This is a genomic window from Cohnella sp. 56, assembly GCF_037963805.1.
Taxonomy (GTDB): Bacteria; Bacillota; Bacilli; order Paenibacillales; family Paenibacillaceae; genus Cohnella.
In genome coordinates this window covers 170,616-186,610 of sequence record NZ_JAZDQE010000010.1, presented here as the reverse complement: position 1 = coordinate 186,610, position 15,995 = coordinate 170,616, and the positions used below count along the sequence as shown (strand labels likewise).

Annotated in this window: 18 protein-coding genes; 9 read left to right on the top strand and 9 right to left on the bottom strand. The window is 63.0% G+C overall.

The annotated features are described in order from the left end of the window. The first annotated feature begins 204 nt into the window (after positions 1-204). The 3 genes from VQ071_RS18130 to VQ071_RS18120 all read left to right on the top strand — a co-directional run bounded on the left by VQ071_RS18130 (position 205) and on the right by VQ071_RS18120 (position 3,884). Entirely contained in the window at positions 205-1,893 is a 1,689-nt protein-coding gene (locus tag VQ071_RS18130; protein ID WP_340515596.1) for a DEAD/DEAH box helicase, read from the top strand. Next, positions 1,890-2,828, top strand: coding sequence for a YqhG family protein (locus VQ071_RS18125; RefSeq protein ID WP_340515522.1), 939 nt, complete (start codon positions 1,890-1,892; stop codon positions 2,826-2,828). Before VQ071_RS18130 ends, VQ071_RS18125 begins: the two co-directional genes overlap by 4 nt. A 123-nt stretch (positions 2,829-2,951) precedes the next feature. Continuing rightward, positions 2,952-3,884, top strand: coding sequence for a hypothetical protein (locus tag VQ071_RS18120; RefSeq protein WP_340515521.1), 933 nt, complete (start codon positions 2,952-2,954; stop codon positions 3,882-3,884). A gap of 26 nt (positions 3,885-3,910) precedes the next feature. Here the strand turns inward: VQ071_RS18120 and VQ071_RS18115 are convergent, their stop codons facing one another. Further along, positions 3,911-4,117 (bottom strand): YqzE family protein, encoded by a 207-nt coding sequence (locus VQ071_RS18115; RefSeq protein ID WP_340515520.1) that lies wholly within the window; start codon positions 4,115-4,117, stop codon positions 3,911-3,913. A 181-nt stretch (positions 4,118-4,298) separates the two neighbouring features. Here VQ071_RS18115 and VQ071_RS18110 point away from each other — a divergent pair, with 181 nt between their 5' ends. Further along, complete coding sequence (locus tag VQ071_RS18110; RefSeq protein WP_340515519.1) at positions 4,299-5,069, top strand: N-acetylmuramoyl-L-alanine amidase family protein; 771 nt, start codon at positions 4,299-4,301, stop codon at positions 5,067-5,069. Here the strand turns inward: VQ071_RS18110 and VQ071_RS18105 are convergent. After that, on the bottom strand, positions 5,015-5,881 hold the full coding sequence (locus tag VQ071_RS18105; RefSeq protein ID WP_340515517.1) for a divergent polysaccharide deacetylase family protein: 867 nt from the start codon (positions 5,879-5,881) through the stop codon (positions 5,015-5,017). The genes VQ071_RS18110 and VQ071_RS18105 overlap by 55 nt on opposite strands. 148 nt (positions 5,882-6,029) lie before the next feature. On the opposite strand from VQ071_RS18105, the gene VQ071_RS18100 reads away from it, so the two are divergent. Both VQ071_RS18100 and VQ071_RS18095 read left to right on the top strand, forming a co-directional pair. After that, complete coding sequence (locus tag VQ071_RS18100; protein WP_340515595.1) at positions 6,030-6,602, top strand: xanthine phosphoribosyltransferase; 573 nt, start codon at positions 6,030-6,032, stop codon at positions 6,600-6,602. Positions 6,603-6,684: 82 nt separating this feature from the next. Beyond that, positions 6,685-6,927, top strand: a complete 243-nt coding sequence (locus tag VQ071_RS18095) for a hypothetical protein (RefSeq protein WP_340515515.1) — start codon at positions 6,685-6,687, stop codon at positions 6,925-6,927. Positions 6,928-7,204: 277 nt separating this feature from the next. Here the strand turns inward: VQ071_RS18095 and VQ071_RS18090 are convergent, their stop codons facing one another. The 4 genes from VQ071_RS18090 to VQ071_RS18075 form a co-directional block, all read right to left on the bottom strand. Next, entirely contained in the window at positions 7,205-7,558 is a 354-nt protein-coding gene (locus tag VQ071_RS18090; RefSeq protein WP_340515594.1) for a VOC family protein, read from the bottom strand. 83 nt (positions 7,559-7,641) lie between these two features. Further along, positions 7,642-8,250, bottom strand: a complete 609-nt coding sequence (locus VQ071_RS18085) for an alpha/beta hydrolase (protein WP_340515514.1) — start codon at positions 8,248-8,250, stop codon at positions 7,642-7,644. A gap of 39 nt (positions 8,251-8,289) precedes the next feature. Continuing rightward, a complete protein-coding gene (locus VQ071_RS18080; RefSeq protein WP_340515593.1) occupies positions 8,290-9,267 on the bottom strand; it encodes a ring-cleaving dioxygenase in 978 nt (325 codons plus the stop codon). Between the two features lie 177 nt (positions 9,268-9,444). Beyond that, complete coding sequence (locus tag VQ071_RS18075) at positions 9,445-9,891, bottom strand: MarR family winged helix-turn-helix transcriptional regulator (RefSeq protein WP_340515513.1); 447 nt, start codon at positions 9,889-9,891, stop codon at positions 9,445-9,447. Positions 9,892-10,163: 272 nt separating this feature from the next. On the opposite strand from VQ071_RS18075, the gene VQ071_RS18070 reads away from it, so the two are divergent. Further along, positions 10,164-10,316: a DUF1540 domain-containing protein gene (locus tag VQ071_RS18070; RefSeq protein ID WP_340515512.1), complete on the top strand. Its 153-nt coding sequence runs from the start codon at positions 10,164-10,166 to the stop codon at positions 10,314-10,316. A 1,000-nt stretch (positions 10,317-11,316) separates the two neighbouring features. On the opposite strand, the gene VQ071_RS18065 is transcribed toward VQ071_RS18070, so the two are convergent. The 3 genes from VQ071_RS18065 to glpX all read right to left on the bottom strand — a co-directional run bounded on the left by VQ071_RS18065 (position 11,317) and on the right by glpX (position 14,066). Beyond that, positions 11,317-12,123 (bottom strand): pyruvate, water dikinase regulatory protein, encoded by an 807-nt coding sequence (locus VQ071_RS18065; RefSeq protein WP_340515511.1) that lies wholly within the window; start codon positions 12,121-12,123, stop codon positions 11,317-11,319. 23 nt (positions 12,124-12,146) lie between these two features. Further along, positions 12,147-12,884 (bottom strand): helix-turn-helix transcriptional regulator, encoded by a 738-nt coding sequence (locus VQ071_RS18060; RefSeq protein ID WP_340515510.1) that lies wholly within the window; start codon positions 12,882-12,884, stop codon positions 12,147-12,149. 162 nt (positions 12,885-13,046) lie between these two features. Further along, the gene (glpX, locus tag VQ071_RS18055; protein ID WP_340515509.1) at positions 13,047-14,066 is read right to left on the bottom strand and encodes a class II fructose-bisphosphatase; all 1,020 of its coding nucleotides are present in this window, start codon (positions 14,064-14,066) and stop codon (positions 13,047-13,049) included. A gap of 258 nt (positions 14,067-14,324) precedes the next feature. Here glpX and VQ071_RS18050 point away from each other — a divergent pair, with 258 nt between their 5' ends. Continuing rightward, positions 14,325-14,453: a hypothetical protein gene (locus VQ071_RS18050; RefSeq protein WP_340515508.1), complete on the top strand. Its 129-nt coding sequence runs from the start codon at positions 14,325-14,327 to the stop codon at positions 14,451-14,453. 294 nt (positions 14,454-14,747) lie between these two features. Beyond that, a complete protein-coding gene (locus VQ071_RS18045; RefSeq protein ID WP_340515507.1) occupies positions 14,748-15,920 on the top strand; it encodes an oxalate decarboxylase family bicupin in 1,173 nt (390 codons plus the stop codon). Positions 15,921-15,995 lie beyond the last annotated feature (75 nt).

Below are 15,995 nucleotides of genomic sequence, written 5' to 3'. Positions count from 1 at the left end.
CGTCTGCGCCCCCCATTCCACCATCCGCACGGCTCCGAGGCCGAACTGCAAATATCTCCGGCCGTCCCCGAAGCCTTCGCATTGCCGGCTGCCGGCGCGGGCGCTCCCGCCCAGCCGGATGAAGTCCGGCCGCCGGGCTTATCTTCGTCCGCCGATGCCACGCAGAACGCCGTCGGCGCGACACGCGCCCCCGCCGCCCGCAAGCTGCATCCGCTCGTCGATCTGCACATCGACCGCTCCGCCTTCGAGGAGCTGGAGCGACGCGCGGACCGGGGCGGGCCGTGGGACGACTGGACGCTGTACAAAATGTCGTGGGAAGCCGAGGAAGCCCAGCTCGTAACCGACTTCCACGAGCTGCAATGCATGCGCGTGCTGCCCGGACTCACGCCGCTGCCTCACCAGGAGGATACGGCAAGACGTGTACTGCACGAGATGCGCGGCCGGGCGATTCTGGCCGACGAGGTCGGGCTCGGCAAGACGATCGAAGCCGGGCTCATCCTCAAGGAATATATCGTGCGGGGACTCGTCAGGCGTACGCTCATCCTCGTGCCCGCTTCCCTCGTGCTGCAGTGGGTTCGCGAGCTGAACGCCAAGTTCGGCATCCCGGCGATCGCGCAAAAAAAGGCGTATCACTGGAACAACGACATCGTCGTCGCCTCGATCGACACGGCCAAGCGCGACCCGCACCGGGAGCTGCTGCTCGATGCCGAGTACGACATGCTCATCATCGACGAGGCCCACAAGCTCAAAAACAAGAAGACGGGCAACTACCAGTTCGTCAGCGACATCCGCAAAAAGTACTGCCTGCTGCTGACGGCGACGCCTGTCCAGAACGATATGAACGAGCTGTACAACCTGATCACGCTGCTTAAGCCGGGCCAGCTCGGCGGAGAAGGCGACTTTTCGGCCAACTATGTGGCGGGCAAGCGCATCGCGAAGAATGAGGACAAGCTCCAGGCGGCGCTCGGCCAGGTCATGATCCGCAACCGGCGCTCGGACGGCGGCGTCGAGTTCACGAGGCGCTTCGTCGCCAACGTCCCGCTCACGCTGTCGCCCGAGGAGCAGGCGCTCTACGAAGCCGTCACCCGCTACGTGCGCGAGAATGCGACCGTGGAGGGCGTGGACATGTCCAGCATGCTGTCGCTTGTCACCCTGCAGCGCGAGGTATGCTCGAGCCGGGACGCCGTCTTTCTGACACTCGTGAATTTGTTCAAAAAAACGCCGGAGGATTCGCCGCGCCGCGCCAAGATCTGGGAGCTCGTCGAATTCATCCGCCAGGTGAAGGCCAATACGAAAGCGGAGGCGACGATGGAGCTGATCCGCGAGATCGGCGACAAGGTGATCGTGTTCACCGAGTACCGCCAGACGCAGGAGTATCTGCTCCGCTTCTTCCAGGAGCACGGGCTGATCGCCGTTCCCTATCGGGGCGGGATGAACCGGGGCAAGAAGGACTGGATGATGGACCTGTTCCGCAGACGCGCGCAGGTGATGGTCGCGACCGAGGCCGGCGGCGAAGGCATCAACCTGCAGTTCTGCCACCACATCATCAACTTCGACTTGCCGTGGAACCCGATGCGCGTCGAGCAGCGGATCGGCCGGGTGCACCGGCTAGGACAGACGGAGGATGTGAAAATTTACAATCTGTGCACGTACGGAACGATTGAGGAGCATATCGTGCATCTGCTGCATGAGAAAATCAACATGTTCGAGACGGTCATCGGCGAGCTGGACGAGATCGTGGAACGGATGGAACGCGAGGAATCGCTCGAGAAGCGGCTCGCCAAAATGCTGATCGGCGCCAAGGACGAGGGCGAGCTGCGCGCGGGCATCGACAATCTCGGCGAATCGCTGCTGCGCACCAAGGCGCAGGTCGAAACGGAGGGCGAGACATGAACGCCAGACAGGTTGAAAAATTCGTCATGTCCTACCTGGAGGCGACGGGCTGCAGCATCATCGAGAAATCGAAAGGCGGCGTAACCGTCCGATTGTCGCCCGAAGCCGACAAACGGCTGACGAATCGGCCGTATTATTGGGGCTTCGTCGAGCGCACGGGCACGCCGCCCGAGACGCTGACGTTTCACTGGCAGTTCGCCCAGGAGGATGCGGCGGACGAAGCAGACGCGGGCGCCCCGGCGAACGGCGGACAGCAGGCGGCGGGCAGCGCGGTGGGCAGCGCGCCGGCACAGCCTGCGCCGTTCGGCGCCCCGCCGGTGCGCGTGCTGCGCGAGGAGCTGTACTTCGGCTCGGGCCGGCTCGCCCAGATCTTCGGCGCGGTATACGACGGCGGCCGCTGTGTCGCCATGTTCGAGGAGCCGCCCCGCGGCCGCGCCAGTGCCGACCGGCTCGGGTCCAACCCGTACACGGCCTGGCTCGGGGTCAACTTCAAGGTCGACTACGAATGCGACATGAAGCGCGAGGAGATATACGGGTGGGGCATCTCGCTGGCGACCGGATATATCGACGAGCGGTTTCTCGACGGGCTGCGCGATCGCAAGCTGACGCCGCGCCTGCCCTCCAACATTCATCTGCTGCCGAACGGTCTCTCGCTCAAGAAAGCGATGACCCAGCTCGAGCACGCCCTCGAGCGCAAGCTCAAGGGCGGCGACTTCGTCTGGGCGTCCGAAGCCGAGGAGCGCAGGCAGGACGAGCTGCAGCGGATTCGCGCCTACTACGAGCCGATGATCGGCAGGGCCGTGACGGAGGAAGAAAAAGCAGCGCTCACGCAGCGGCTGGCGCAGCGCGAATCGGAGATCGACTGGCAGTACCGTCCGCGTGTGACGTTATCCGTCATGAACTGCGGGCTGTTCCATCTGCCGGGCATTCATTAGCGCGTATCCGACAAAAATAGAAGCGCGAACCGGCCCGGCGCGGTACACCATCCGGCACCATCGGCGAACCGGCTTCGGTACAATAAACGGACAAGCATACATTTCCGATAAGAAGGTGACAAGATGCGCAAGGAGCCTCGTCCGCGTCCGGCAACTCGCAAGCTGCTGCTGCTCGTCCTGCTGCTCTCCATCCTGAACGGACTGGCAGCCGCCCGGTCGTCCGCCGTGGCAGCCGCGCCCGCCGCAGACGGCGCAGCCCGCGCCCTGCTGTCGCGCTGCGCCTCCGACTATATGTCCGCCCTCTCGGCCAAGCCGGGCTTCGAGGCCTGGAAGTCAGGCACCGTCCGTCTGGAGGCGCTCGGCCCCGGGACGCACGGCTGGCTGGCGACCATCCTCCCGGACAGAGCCAAGGGCAAGCCGCTCGGCTACCTCGTCCTCTACGCCGCCGACAACGGCGAATGCCGCTTGGGCGAATACGGGCTCGGCGCGCAGACGCTGTTCGACACCGCGGCGCTGCGGCAGGCGCTCACTGCGGGAGGCTGGCTCCGCAAGGCCGGCGCGGACGGCTATCGGGCCGTCAAGCATTATGTTCATCCGTTCGCCGCTGCGTGGGAGGTCCGGCTGCCGGACGAGACGATCTGGCTCGACGCCAAGTCAGCGGAGCTGCTCCCCATCCGCGACGAAGCCGAGTGGCTGCAGGCGACCGCTGTCCCCGTGAAGACGGCGCCGGACGGCGGGGCAACCGCGGGCAAGCCCGGCGAGATTCGGCTGCTGGCCGCAGCGGAGACGTTCGATCCGTACGAGCGGCTGTCATGGCTGCTCGGCGACAAGCCGTTCGCGCCGCAGCCCGACAAGCTGGTCGCCCGCCTGCGCGCCAAGTCCCATCTCGTCTATGTCACCGAGCCGCTCGGAGACAAAATGCTGTACGCCTTGTCCGTCGTCGGCTATCACCGCTGGCAGGACGGACGACTCGATCTCGCGCTCGATATGTACGGTCAACGCTTTGTCCCGCTTCAATCGCTGGTCGCCCCCTCCAACGGCCTTTTTTATCGCTAATAAGAAAATAAGCCTGCCAGCTCCGGTCATTGACCCGGCGCTGCAGGCTTTTCGTTTTTTTTGCGGCCGCTCCACCAGATCCGGATGCCCAGCGGCAGCAGCAGCCCGAACCAGCGAACGATCCACGGCTCCCGCCTCCTGTGCCGGCGCTGGCGCCTCTCCTCGGCCGGCAGGCTCAGATAGGCGACCGTACGGTCGGCGACAAACTTGATATAATCCGTCGTATCGCTCATCGGCGGCTTCCCTCCCTGTTGGAGCTGATGCCATCAGTATGCCCGCTCGTGCCTCCCGCTATGCCCGCATCGCAAACAGCGTCATGGCGGCAGCGGCGGAGACCGTGAATGAGATCGTTCCTCCCGAGCCACGCTAACCACAAGTTGTTCAACTTTAGTTGGAAGGGAGCCGGACGCGTATATGCTTCAATCTTGTCGTTACGGTCTTTGCGCTGCGATCTTGTGCCTGCTCACAGCGTACGGGACTCCCCCCCACGACGCTTCGGCCGGGACGGCGGCTGCGCCCCACGGCGATCCTCACGCCTCTGCGAGCAGTCCTCCGGCCAGGCATGCGCTGCCCGCCGCCGACGTGCTGATCGATGCCGGACACGGCGGTATCGACGGAGGCACACATAGCGGGGACATCATGGAAAAAGATATCAATCTGGCGATCTCGCGCAAGCTGTACCTGATTCTGAAGAGCAGAGGCATGCATGCGGTACTGAACCGGACGGGCGACTATGCGCTGAGCGATGACAATCGGTGGCTCCGATCTTCGCGGCATCAGCGCGATCTGTCCCAGCGCAAGTCGCTGGCGAGCGACATCGGCGCCGGCATCTTCGTCAGCGTGCATGTCAACTGGTCGAAAAGAAAGCAAGTGCACGGTCCCGTCGTCCTGCATCGGCTCGAGGCCAGGAGCGCGTTGCTCGCGTCGTTGATTCAGGACAGCCTGAACCGGCAGCAGCACACGAACATTCCGCCGGTCGCCGGCGACCAGTTCTATGTGCTCAAGCAAGCCGGGCCGCCAAGCGTCATCGTGGAGACCGGATTCATCAGCAATGCCGGCGATCTGCGCATGCTGACCGATTCGGCCGGCCAGACGGCGGTCGCCACCGCCATCGCCAACGGGATCGCTGCCTACCGGCTGGTCGACTTGTCCCCGCGCTCGACGGGCGGCACAGGCACCGAATAAGGCGTCTGCGGCGGCAGCAGCTCTGACAGTCTGACGAACTTCGTCTCCGCCCGCAGCGCCGGAATCGACGACGCCAGCTGTCCCGACGTGATCAAGCCGGGCGGGCCCACATGTCCGATGACGACGGTCCGCTCATGCTTGCGCACGCGCTCCTTGAGCAGAGCGACCTGGCCTGCCACATGGCGATCCGTATAGACGTCGTCCAGGAACAGATCGTTCTGCAGCAGCGGGACGCCCAGCTCCTGCGCGATCCGGGGCACGACGGATTTGTGGGAGGTGCGGCTGTCCAGGAAAAACAGGCCGCGCTCCTTGCAAACTTGAAGGACGATCCGCATCACGCGCTCGTCCGCCGTCGCGCGCGAGCCCATATGATTGTTCATCCCTACCGCGTGGGGAACGTCCGCAATCGCAGCCTCGGTCCGCAAGCGGATCTCTTCGTCCGACAGCGAGGTAAGTATCGCCCGCGGTCCGAGCCAGCTCGCCTTGCCTCTGACCGGCTCCATCGGCAGATGGACGATGACCTCGCGCCCCTTGGCATGGGCGGCTTCGGCATCCGCCCTCGAGGTCGGCAGGAACGGCATGACCGCAGCCGTGATCGGGATCGGCAGGCGCAGCATCTCGTCCGTCCCCTTCATGCGGTTGCCGAAGTCGTCGATGACGATTGCGACGACGCTCCCCGTCGCTCCTCCTTCCTCCGCCCAGGCGCGGCCGCCGGCCGCCGACAGGGCGAACACCGCCGCCGCCGTGACCGTCGCCAGCCGAATGCCCCCTCTAATCAGCAGTCGCTTTCTCCACCGCAAGCTCTTTTTCATGTCGGCCACCCGCCTTTCTCCAGTCCGTTAGTTCATTCGGCTGTCTCATTTTGCGTGGAAATTACAGCCATTATGCGCATCCGAACAAGAAAAATCGGAATATATCCTATATAATGAGGGAATCTTCGCGTCAAAGGGGCTGCCAGTCATCGAAAAGCTAAAGTCAAAAATCCGCTCGGAAGGCCGCGTGCTCGGCTCGGAAGTGCTGAAGGTCGACGCCTTCCTCAATCATCAGGTCGATCCCATCCTCATGGCCGATATCGGCGAGACATTCGCCGCCCTGTTCGCGGACGCCGGCGTCACCAAGGTGCTCACGCTCGAATCCTCCGGCATCGCGCCTGCGCTCATGACCGCGCTGGGTCTGCGGGTGCCGCTCATCTTCGCCAAGAAGCGCAAGTCGCTGACGCTCAAGGACGATCTGTGGACCGAGCGCTCGTTCTCCTTCACGAAGCAGGAGGAGAGCGAGGTGTCCGTGTCCAGGCAGTTCATCTCCGCCGGCGACGTCGTGCTCGTCATCGACGACTTCCTCGCGAACGGACAAGCCGCGCAGGCGATGGCCGGCATCGTGCTGAAGGCGGGGGCGAAGGTGGCGGGCATCGGCATCGTCATCGAAAAATCGTTCCAGCCCGGCCGGCAGCTGCTGCTGGACGCAGGATACCGCGTCGAATCGCTCGCACGGATCGCCCGGCTGTCCGAGGACGGCATCGACTTCGAGGAATAATCGAATTATAGGCGTATGAACAGGCCAAGAGGGCGATCGACCCGTATACTGTACGACATCCCGAGCAAAGGAGTTGGCAGGCATGTCGGATTGCCCTAAATGCGTAAGCAAGACCGTATACGATCCGCCGCAAACGGTATATGAGGACTATTACCATCCGCAGCACGTCGAAGTCGTGCAGACGGTCGAGGTCGTCCGGCGCCATCACTGCGTCCCCGTCTATCACCATGTCACCGTGTGCACGACCAAGGACGTATACTCCGACGACTTCGAAGGCGGCTTCCGCGGCGCGACCCGCTCGGCCGGCGCTCAGCGCCGCCGGTAACTTGGCTCCGCAGACATGAGAGAGCGGGCTGTCCCGACAGGGTCATGACAATGACCCGAGGGGCAGCCGCTTCAGTTTGCGGCGCGCTGCGCGCAATCGGCCGGCTGACAAACAACCGGTGATTCCGGCACTTGCTGCGTCGAGGAAGGCAGCATCGAAAAAATTGCCAAACGGAACGAAGCAGGAAATTCCCCCGCTTCGTCCCGTTTGGCAATTTTGGCTTCATTTCAGGTTTCTGCTTTAACTTTTAGCATGGCTTTGGAGCAGCCTCTGCCGGTCATTGCCGATGGGCCAATATGTTGACGAGCTTGCCGAACGGATCGCGTACATAAAATCTCCGCACGCCCCAGGGCTCGTCCACCGGTCCGTACGCGATCTCGAATCCCGCCGACTGCATCCGCGCGAGCGCGGCGTCGACATCGTCCACCTCGATCGACAGATCCGGCACGGGCGTGCCCGAGCCGCCCTCCGTCGCGACGCTGACCTGCACCTGCATCCGCGCCTCGGCGCCGTAGGTCGCGATCCAGCCGTGATCCATCAGCAGCTCGAGGCCGAGCGCCTCCTCGTAGAACCGCTTGGCCGCCGTCACATCTGCAGCCCCAATGTTTGAGACAATCCGCTTCACCTGCAAGTCCATTCTCCCTCGCCTTCGCATGTTGGATGCCAGCTCGTTCAATATTCGCTAACTGCTCGCTGCCTTCCTGCTTGCTTCGCTCAAGCCATCGCTTCCCGCAGCCATCGGGCCGCCGCTTCGAGCTCGGACCTCGACAGCTGGTGGCCGCCCGGCTCCCAGTGGGTCTCGACGCCCGCTCCTACGGCGCCTAGCGCAGCCGCGAGCTCCTCGCTCTCGGCCACCGTGCACAGCGGGTCGCTGAGGCCGGCGCCGATGAATACGGGCACGCCTGTCAGATCCGGCAGCACGACGCCTCTGCGCGGCACCATCGGGTGGAACAGGACGGCTGCCTTCAGCGCGTCCGGATGATGGTACAGCAGGCTGGCGGCGATGTTCGCGCCGTTGGAATAGCCCACGGCCACGACGCCGCGCCTGTCGAAGCCGTAGCGCTCCGCGCTCTCGTCCACGAAGGCGTTCAGCTCCGCCGTGCGGGCAATCAGATCCTCCTCGTCGAATACGCCCTCGGCGATCCGGCGGAAAAAGCGGGCCATGCCGCGCTCGGATACGTTGCCGCGGACGCCCAGCAGTCCGGCTTCGGGGTCGAGCATCCGGCCTATGCCGACCAGATCCCGCTCCGAGCCGCCCGTACCGTGCAGCAGCAGCAGCGTCGGCGCATCTTGACGGCTTCCCGGCTCATAAAAGTGAATCATACGCAATCCCTCCCTCTCTCTCGGAATGTCGATACAGATTCAGCTCGGGCTTCCCGTGCCGATCGGCCTGAGTCCCGCTTCGATGCGCGCGCGGTGCGGCTCGAGGAACGGCGGCAGCGCGAGCGACTCGCCGAGCGCGTCCAGCGATTCGTCCGTATCGAAGCCCGGTCCGTCCGTCGCCAGCTCGAACAGAATGCCGCTGGCCTCTCTGAAGTAGAGCGATTTGAAGTAAAACCGGTCCACGAAGCCCGAATGGGCGAGGCCGGCCGCACCCACCCGGTCGATCCAGGCGCGCAGCTCCGCTTCGTCGTCGACGCGGAAGGCGACATGGTGGACCGCTCCGATGCCCTGCCGCTCCTGCGGCAGGTCGCTGCGCTCCTCCAGATGGATCTCCGTGCCGCTGCCGCCTTCGCCCGTCTCGTAGACGACGATGTCAGGCTGGCCGGCAATCGCCGAGGCGTATTGCCCCTTTTTCGTATAGCCCATCAGCTGTGTCAGCACCCGCTCCGTGCGCTCGGCGCGCGAGACGGTGAGCTGCACGGGGCCGAGACCCACGATGCCGTACTCCGCCGGCACATCGGCCTTGACCCAAGGCTTGCCGCCGGCGATGCCCGTGTCGTGCTCGTCCGAGACGAGCATCAGTCGCTGCCCCTCCGGATCGCGGAACGCCAGCGTCAGACGCCCGGCGCGCTCCGTAATATCGTCGTGGTCCACTTCGTATTGCACGAAGCGATGATGCCAATAATTCAGCGCTGCATCGCCCGGCACGCGCAGCGAGACCGACGAGATGCTGCTCGTGCCCGGCCGGCTGCGCCAGGCGTTCGGGAATTCGAAGAAGGTAAGCTCCGTGCCCGGATTCCCCCGCTCGTCCCCGTAGAACAAATGATAGACCGACGTGTCGTCCTGGTTCACCGTCTTTTTGACCAGCCGCATGCCGAGCACCTTCGTGTAGAAGTCGACATTGCCTGCCGCGGTCCCCGTGATGGCGGACACGTGGTGAATACCCTTGAGCTTCAGTTCCATATCGTTCGACCTCCCGGATTGAGTAGAATGTGGATCTTCGGAAAATATTGCGACGAATGCGGACTAGGGCACGCAGTGCGGCTGACTATCGCGGGTAGAGCGTGGTCGGCCAGATGAGACGACAGGCGCTCCGGCAGCCAGCATGTACTGCGCGGTTGCGGGCAGTCCGCGCTAGTCCGCGCCGCCCTTGCCGAGCCGCTTCAGCAGTCTGATCGCCTCTTGCTGCTCATTTTCGGTCAAGACACCCATCATGCCCTGTATTTTGTCCGCATGCCTCGGGAAAATATCGTCGAACAACGCTTCTCCCTGCCCGGTCAGCTCTGCGAACACCACACGGCGGTCCTCCTTGCTAAGCACTCTTCGGATCAGACCTTTGCTCTCCAGCTTGTCTATATTGTAGGTCATCGTCCCGCTCGTGAGCAGAATCTTGCCCGCGATCTGCTGGATCGGCGTGCGGCCCTTGGCGTAGAGCACCTCGAGAATACCGAACTCCGACGGACTGAGACCATTGTCCCGCATATCCCGCATCGCCTTGTCCATCAGACTCCGATAAGCCTTGGACAATACGACGAACAATTTGAGCGATACGTCTTTGTTTGGCGTTTGATTATCCGTCATTTTATTCACCCCGAGCGCGATTACTCTTTATTTCATAATTCTTGATTTAAAGATATCATCCGCAACTATATTTGTCAATATTCCATCATCCGATCTCGTCGCAACACATAAATTGATTCGGACGAGCATATCTGGTAGTATATAAAAGAATAAATCCCGTCGATAGTCGAATATCCCCCTTCTGCGAAGGAGGTCGCGATCACGGACAAGCGCCAACTTGACCGGGTACGTTCATATTCGATGTGTCGGCTCGCGAGAGCGAGGTGAACAACATGGCTAAGGACGTTCGTTGTGAAGTCAACTCCTGCCGCTTCTGGGCGGAAGAGAACCGCTGCAGCGCAGAGACGATCTTCGTCACTATGCACAGCCGCAAGGAGCCTGCCAAGTCCGAAGAGACGGACTGCGGCACATTCGAAGTTAAGTAAGTAAATTCAATAATCGCTTGAAGATGAGAAGGAACTTCGCCGGTTCCTTCTTTTCTTTTTGAATTATAACAGGGCTGATAATGATTATCAAGCTTAATTGCGATCGGATGCAGAAAAGTCTTCTCGGCGCCCCGCCGCGTTCTCCGGTCGCTTCCTCGCGCGCTCGGCGCGATGTCAGCGCGATGTATAGCGGCACTTTTTTCCGCTATCGGCTGCTGCCTCCCGCCGCGCGGCGCCCTTAGCGGAACTTTTTTCCGCTATCGGCTGCTGCCTCCCGCCGCGCGGCGCCCTTAGCGGAACTTTTTTCCGCTATCGGCTGCTGCCTCCCGCCGCGCGGCGCCCTTAGCGGAACTTTTTTCCGCTATCGGCCACGGTTCTCCCGCCGCGCGGCGCCGATAGCGGAACTTTTTTCCGCTATCGGCCGCTGCCTCCCGCCGCGCGGCGCCCATAGCGGCACTTTTTTCCGCTATCGGCTGCTGCCACCCTCCGCGCGGCGCCCATAGCGGAACTTTTTTCCGCTATCGGCTGCGGTTTCCCGCTGCGCGGTGCCCGTAGCGGAACTTTTTTCCGCTATCGGCTGCTGCCTCCCGCCGCGCGGCGCCCATAGCGGCACTTTTTTCCGCTATCGGCCGCTGCCTCCCGCCGCACGGCGCCCATAGCGGAACTTTTTTCCGCTATCGGCTGCGGTCTCCCGCCGCGCGGCGCCCATAGCGGAACTTTTTTCCGCTATCGGCTGCGGTTTCCCGCTGCGCGGTGCCCGTAGCGGAACTTTTTTCCGCTATCGGCCACGTTCTCCCGCCGTGCGGCGTCCTTAGCGGAATTTTTTTCCGCTATCGGCCGCTGCCTCCCGTCGTGCGGCGCCCATAGCGGCACTTTTTTCCGCTATCGGCCACGGTCTCCCGCCGCGCGGCGCTTAGGCGCGATACGCCGGCGTTCACTTGCCCGCTCCATCCGCACGCCCTCGCCACACCGCTCGCTCCCGCTCTCCGGTACCCAGCGACTACAGCATTTCCAGTATCAATCCCGCCGTCTCCTCGATCGCCCGCTCCGTCACGTCGATGACCGGACATGCGAGCCGGTCCATGATCTTGTCCGCGAACTCGATCTCGCTGCGAATCCGGTCCATCGACGCATAGTTCGCCTGGCTCGGCAGACCGAGCGCCTTGAGCCGTTCGGACCGGATGCGCGTGAGGCGCTCGGGATCCATCGTGAGGCCGACCATCAGACGGCCCGGTGTCTTCATGAACAGCTCTTCGGGCGGCTTCACTTCGATCGTGAGCGGGTAGTTCGCCGTGCGGATGCCCTTGTGCGCCAGATAGATGCTGAGCGGCGTCTTGGACGTCCGCGACACGCCGACGAGCACGACCTGCGCCTTGAGCAGTCCGCGCGCGTCCTTGCCGTCGTCGTACTTCACGGCGAACTCGATCGCCTCGATCTTGCGGAAGTACGATTCGTCCATCTCGTGCAGCAGGCCCGGCTGATACTTGGGCGCGTCGTTGAACGTGTCGGCGAACGCCTGCATCATCGGCCCCATCACATCGACGGCCCGAATGCCCAGCCTGACGGCCTCCTCGCGCATCGTGTCCCGCAGCTCCGGCTGTACGAGCGTGTAGGCGACGAGTATCCGGCCGCCTGTCGCTTCCTGCAGAATCGCCTTCACCTCGTCCTCGGACTTGATATGTCCGAAGCGCCGGATGACCGCCTTGTCGGCCGCGAACTGGCGAAGCGTCGCCCGCGCGACCGCCTCCGCCGTATCTCCGAGCGCATCCGAACATACGAAAATCGTGTGCTCCGCTTGTTCAGACATTCCGGTTCCCCCATCCTTGCCTTCTATGTAATAGCGGTCAGCTCGACCAGCGCCTGCGTCATCGTCGTCTTGGACACTCGCCCCAGCACTTCCAGACGCGTGCGCGGCCCCTCTCTCTCCCCGTCGACCGGACGCACGACCGGCATGCCGCTGATCTGATGGTCGAGCAGCTTTTTGGCCGCATCCCGCAGCGAATCGTCCGGCGTCACGGTCACGACCCGCGGGATGCGGGTCATCACCATGCTCACCGGAATCGTGGATGCGGTCGGATTGCCCAGCGTCACCTTCAGCAGGTCCTTGATCGTGACCAGTCCGACGAGATATCCGTCCGCATCGATCACCGACAGAATGCCCGTGTTCTCAACGAACAACGAGATGACCGCGTCGTTCACGTTCGCCGACTCCGTGATGACGATCGGCCTGTTCATGACATCCTTGACCTTCAGGGCGGCGAGCTTGTCTCTGACATTGCTGTCGGCGGACAGCTGGCGTCCCGGGAAGTAGCCGACCTTGGGCTTGGCGTCGAGGTAGCCGAGCATGACCAGCACGGACAAGTCCGAACGTATGGTCGGACGGCTGACGCCGAGGAATTCTGCGATCTGATCCCCGGTGATCGGGGCATGGCTGCGCACGCGTTCGATGATGGCTAACTGCCTTGGCGTCAGTTCGATGTGTGCTCCCTCCCCGCAGTCCTTGCTTGTTTGCAAATTCCGCCCTGCGGCACCTGCTCCATGCTCCATGCTCCATGCTCCATGCTCCATGCTCCATGCTCCATGCTCCATGCTCCATGCTCCATGCTCCATGCTCCATGCTCCATGCTCCATGCTCCATGCTCCATGCTCCAGCGTATGCGCATCGCGATAATGCGAGCCTGGAGAAGCCCGGGCTTCGGAACGGAGGCTACGAATAGTGTACAGGAATGATTAATATGACGCAATATTCGTAGCGGATGCCTCCTCCTGCGAGGCCCGCTCCGTCAACTCGCGCAGCAGCGGCTTGCTCGGCAGATGATGGAGCGAGCGGATATGCCTGATCGTCCGCGTCCTCGCCCGCATCACGATCGAGTGCGTCTCCGCCCGGTCGCCCGGCAGATAACGCACGCCGCCCATGAACTCGCCGGGCGTCACGCCAGTCGCGGCGAAGATGACGTCGCCGGTGCCGACCATGTCGTCCATCGTCAGCACCTTGCCCGGGTCGGCCAGTCCCATATCGAGACAGCGGCCGTATTCGCGCTCGTCCGCAGGCATCAGACGGCCCTGAATCTCCCCGCCCAGGCAGCGGAGCGCCGCTGCCGCCAGCACGCCCTCGGGCGCCCCGCCCGAGCCGACGTACAAGTCGATGCCCGCTTCGGGGAACGAAGGCGCCAGCGCGCCGGCCACGTCTCCGTCCGACAGGAATTTGATGCGTACGCCGACGTCGCGCAGCGTCCTGACGATACTCGCGTGCCGCTCGCGGTCGAGCAGCATGACCGTCAGCTCCCTCACCGGCTTGCCGAGCTCCGCCGCCGCGATAGCCAGCGTCGTCTCCAGCGGATCGGACAGGCGGACCTTGCCTGCGAGCTGCGGACCGACCGCGAGCTTCTCCATGTACATATCCGGCGCATGCAGCAGGCTGCCCTTGCCCGCCACGGCAATGACCGACATGGCATTGTTCAGCCCGCGTGCCACGATCTCGGTTCCCTCGAGCGGATCGACTGCCACGTCGACCTCCGGCCCATGGGCGCTGCCCACCGCTTCCCCGATATACAGCATCGGCGCCTCGTCCATCTCCCCCTCGCCGATGACGACGGTGCCTCGTACCGATACGGAATCGAACATCGCGCGCATCGCGGACGTCGCCGCCCCGTCGGCGTGATGCTTGTCCCCCCGGCCCATCCAAGGTGCGGACGCAAGCGCCGCCAGTTCAGTTACTCGTACAATTTCAAGCGCCAGTTCTCTCTCCATGCCATAGCCTCCGCAATATATAGTGTGCATTTTTTGTATATAATACACTCTAATAAATAATTAGTGCAACATATATAAAGAAAATAGAATAAAAAGAAAGGGCGCAGCTCCGCGCTTTCCCGCTTCTGCGTTGCCTTCCGGCACCCATGTCGTAATCGGGAGCCCCGCAAACCTGCACTTCTACATAATGCAGCGAGGTGTTTTTTTGTATTCCCGTCGGCCCACAATCGGATATATCTCGCGGTAGTCGCAGAAAATGTGAAGCTCTCGCCGCCGGCTGTCTCCCAATACAGCGAATCGGTACCCGCACCCTGGCCCGCCGTATTGTCGGCGTCGTTGCTGAAGACGGTCGTGCTGGTCGTGAAGCTCGGATCGTTGGACAGCTGAATAATGACGTCATAATAACGCCTCGGGGGCATCCTGATTGGCGAAGAGGCCGTCTACGATGTCGTCGGTGATCCGACCGGAACTTCCTACCAGCTGTCGAAGGAAATGCGGGATGCAGGCAATCCCGGCGCCACGTGCACGATCTGCACTCTCCTCTGCAAAACAGAAAATTCGGGTTGCGATATTTGCATCTCGCGATCGGCCACTCGGCGCACGCATACGGCCCAAGCCGGACCACATACATATGTGTCGAGACGATTCACTGCGCATCCATACAAAAGGAGCTGACGACGGATGGCCAACGATCCCCGCAACCCGGCCGTACCGGGCCGAGTGCCGCAGCCGGTTCGCAAGGACGGCGCGGGCGGTCCCGACTTCGGGCCGCGCGACGTGCTGAGGGATCTGCAAAACCCGGATATGCTCGTGCCGCCCGCCACGGACGCCGGACTGCTGCCGAACATGAGATTTTCGTTTTCGGATACGCATATGCAGTTGAACGAAGGCGGTTGGTCCAGGGAGATCACGGTGCGGGACCTGCCGATCGCCACGACGCTGGCCGGCGTCAATATGAGTCTCGTGCCCGGCGGGGTGCGCGAGCTGCACTGGCATCAGCAGGCCGAGTGGGCGTATATGATCTGGGGCGGCGCCCGCATCACGTCGGTCGACGCGCAGGGCCGCAACTTCATTGCGGATGTGGAAAAAGGAGAGCTGTGGTATTTCCCGGCCGGACTGCCGCATTCGATTCAAGCGCTGGAGGCGGGGTGCGAGTTTCTGCTCGTATTCGACGACGGCACCTTCTCCGACCTCAATACGCTGTCGATCTCGGACTGGTTCGCACATACGCCCAGGGACGTGCTGGCAGCCAACTTCGGCGTGCCCGCCGAAGCGTTCGACGGGCTGCCGGACGGACAAGTGTATATATTCGAGGACCGGGTGCCCGGTCCGCTCCCGGCTGAAGCCGTCGAGTCCCCGTACGGTGCCGTGCCCCTGTCGTTCAAGCACAAGCTGCTCGCCCAGCCGCCGCTGCGGACACCCGGGGGCAGCGTACGGATCGCCGATTCGTCCAACTTCCCGGCCGCCAGGACGATCGCGGCCGCGCTCGTCGAGATCGAGCCCGGCGCGATGCGGGAGCTGCACTGGCATCCGAACGACGACGAGTGGCAATATTATTTGTCGGGGCAAGGCCGGATGACCGTGTTCGGCGGCAACGGCATCGCCAGAACGTACGACGTCCGGGCGGGCGACGTCGGCTACGTCCCGTTCGCGATGGGACACTATGTGCAGAACACGGGCAGCGAGACGCTGTGGTTCCTCGAGATGTTCCGCAGCGACCGCTTCGCCGACGTCTCGCTCAACCAGTGGATGGCGCTCACGCCGCGCGACCTCGTCCAGGCGAACTTGAACGCATCGCCGGAGCTGCTCGATTCGCTGCGCAAGGTCAAGTGGCCTGTCGTGAAGTATCCGTGAACGGCATGAAGGCGCTCCGCAGCATGCGGGGCGCCTTCGTCTTCTATATATTGCGTCCGCTCGGCGGCCCGCTGG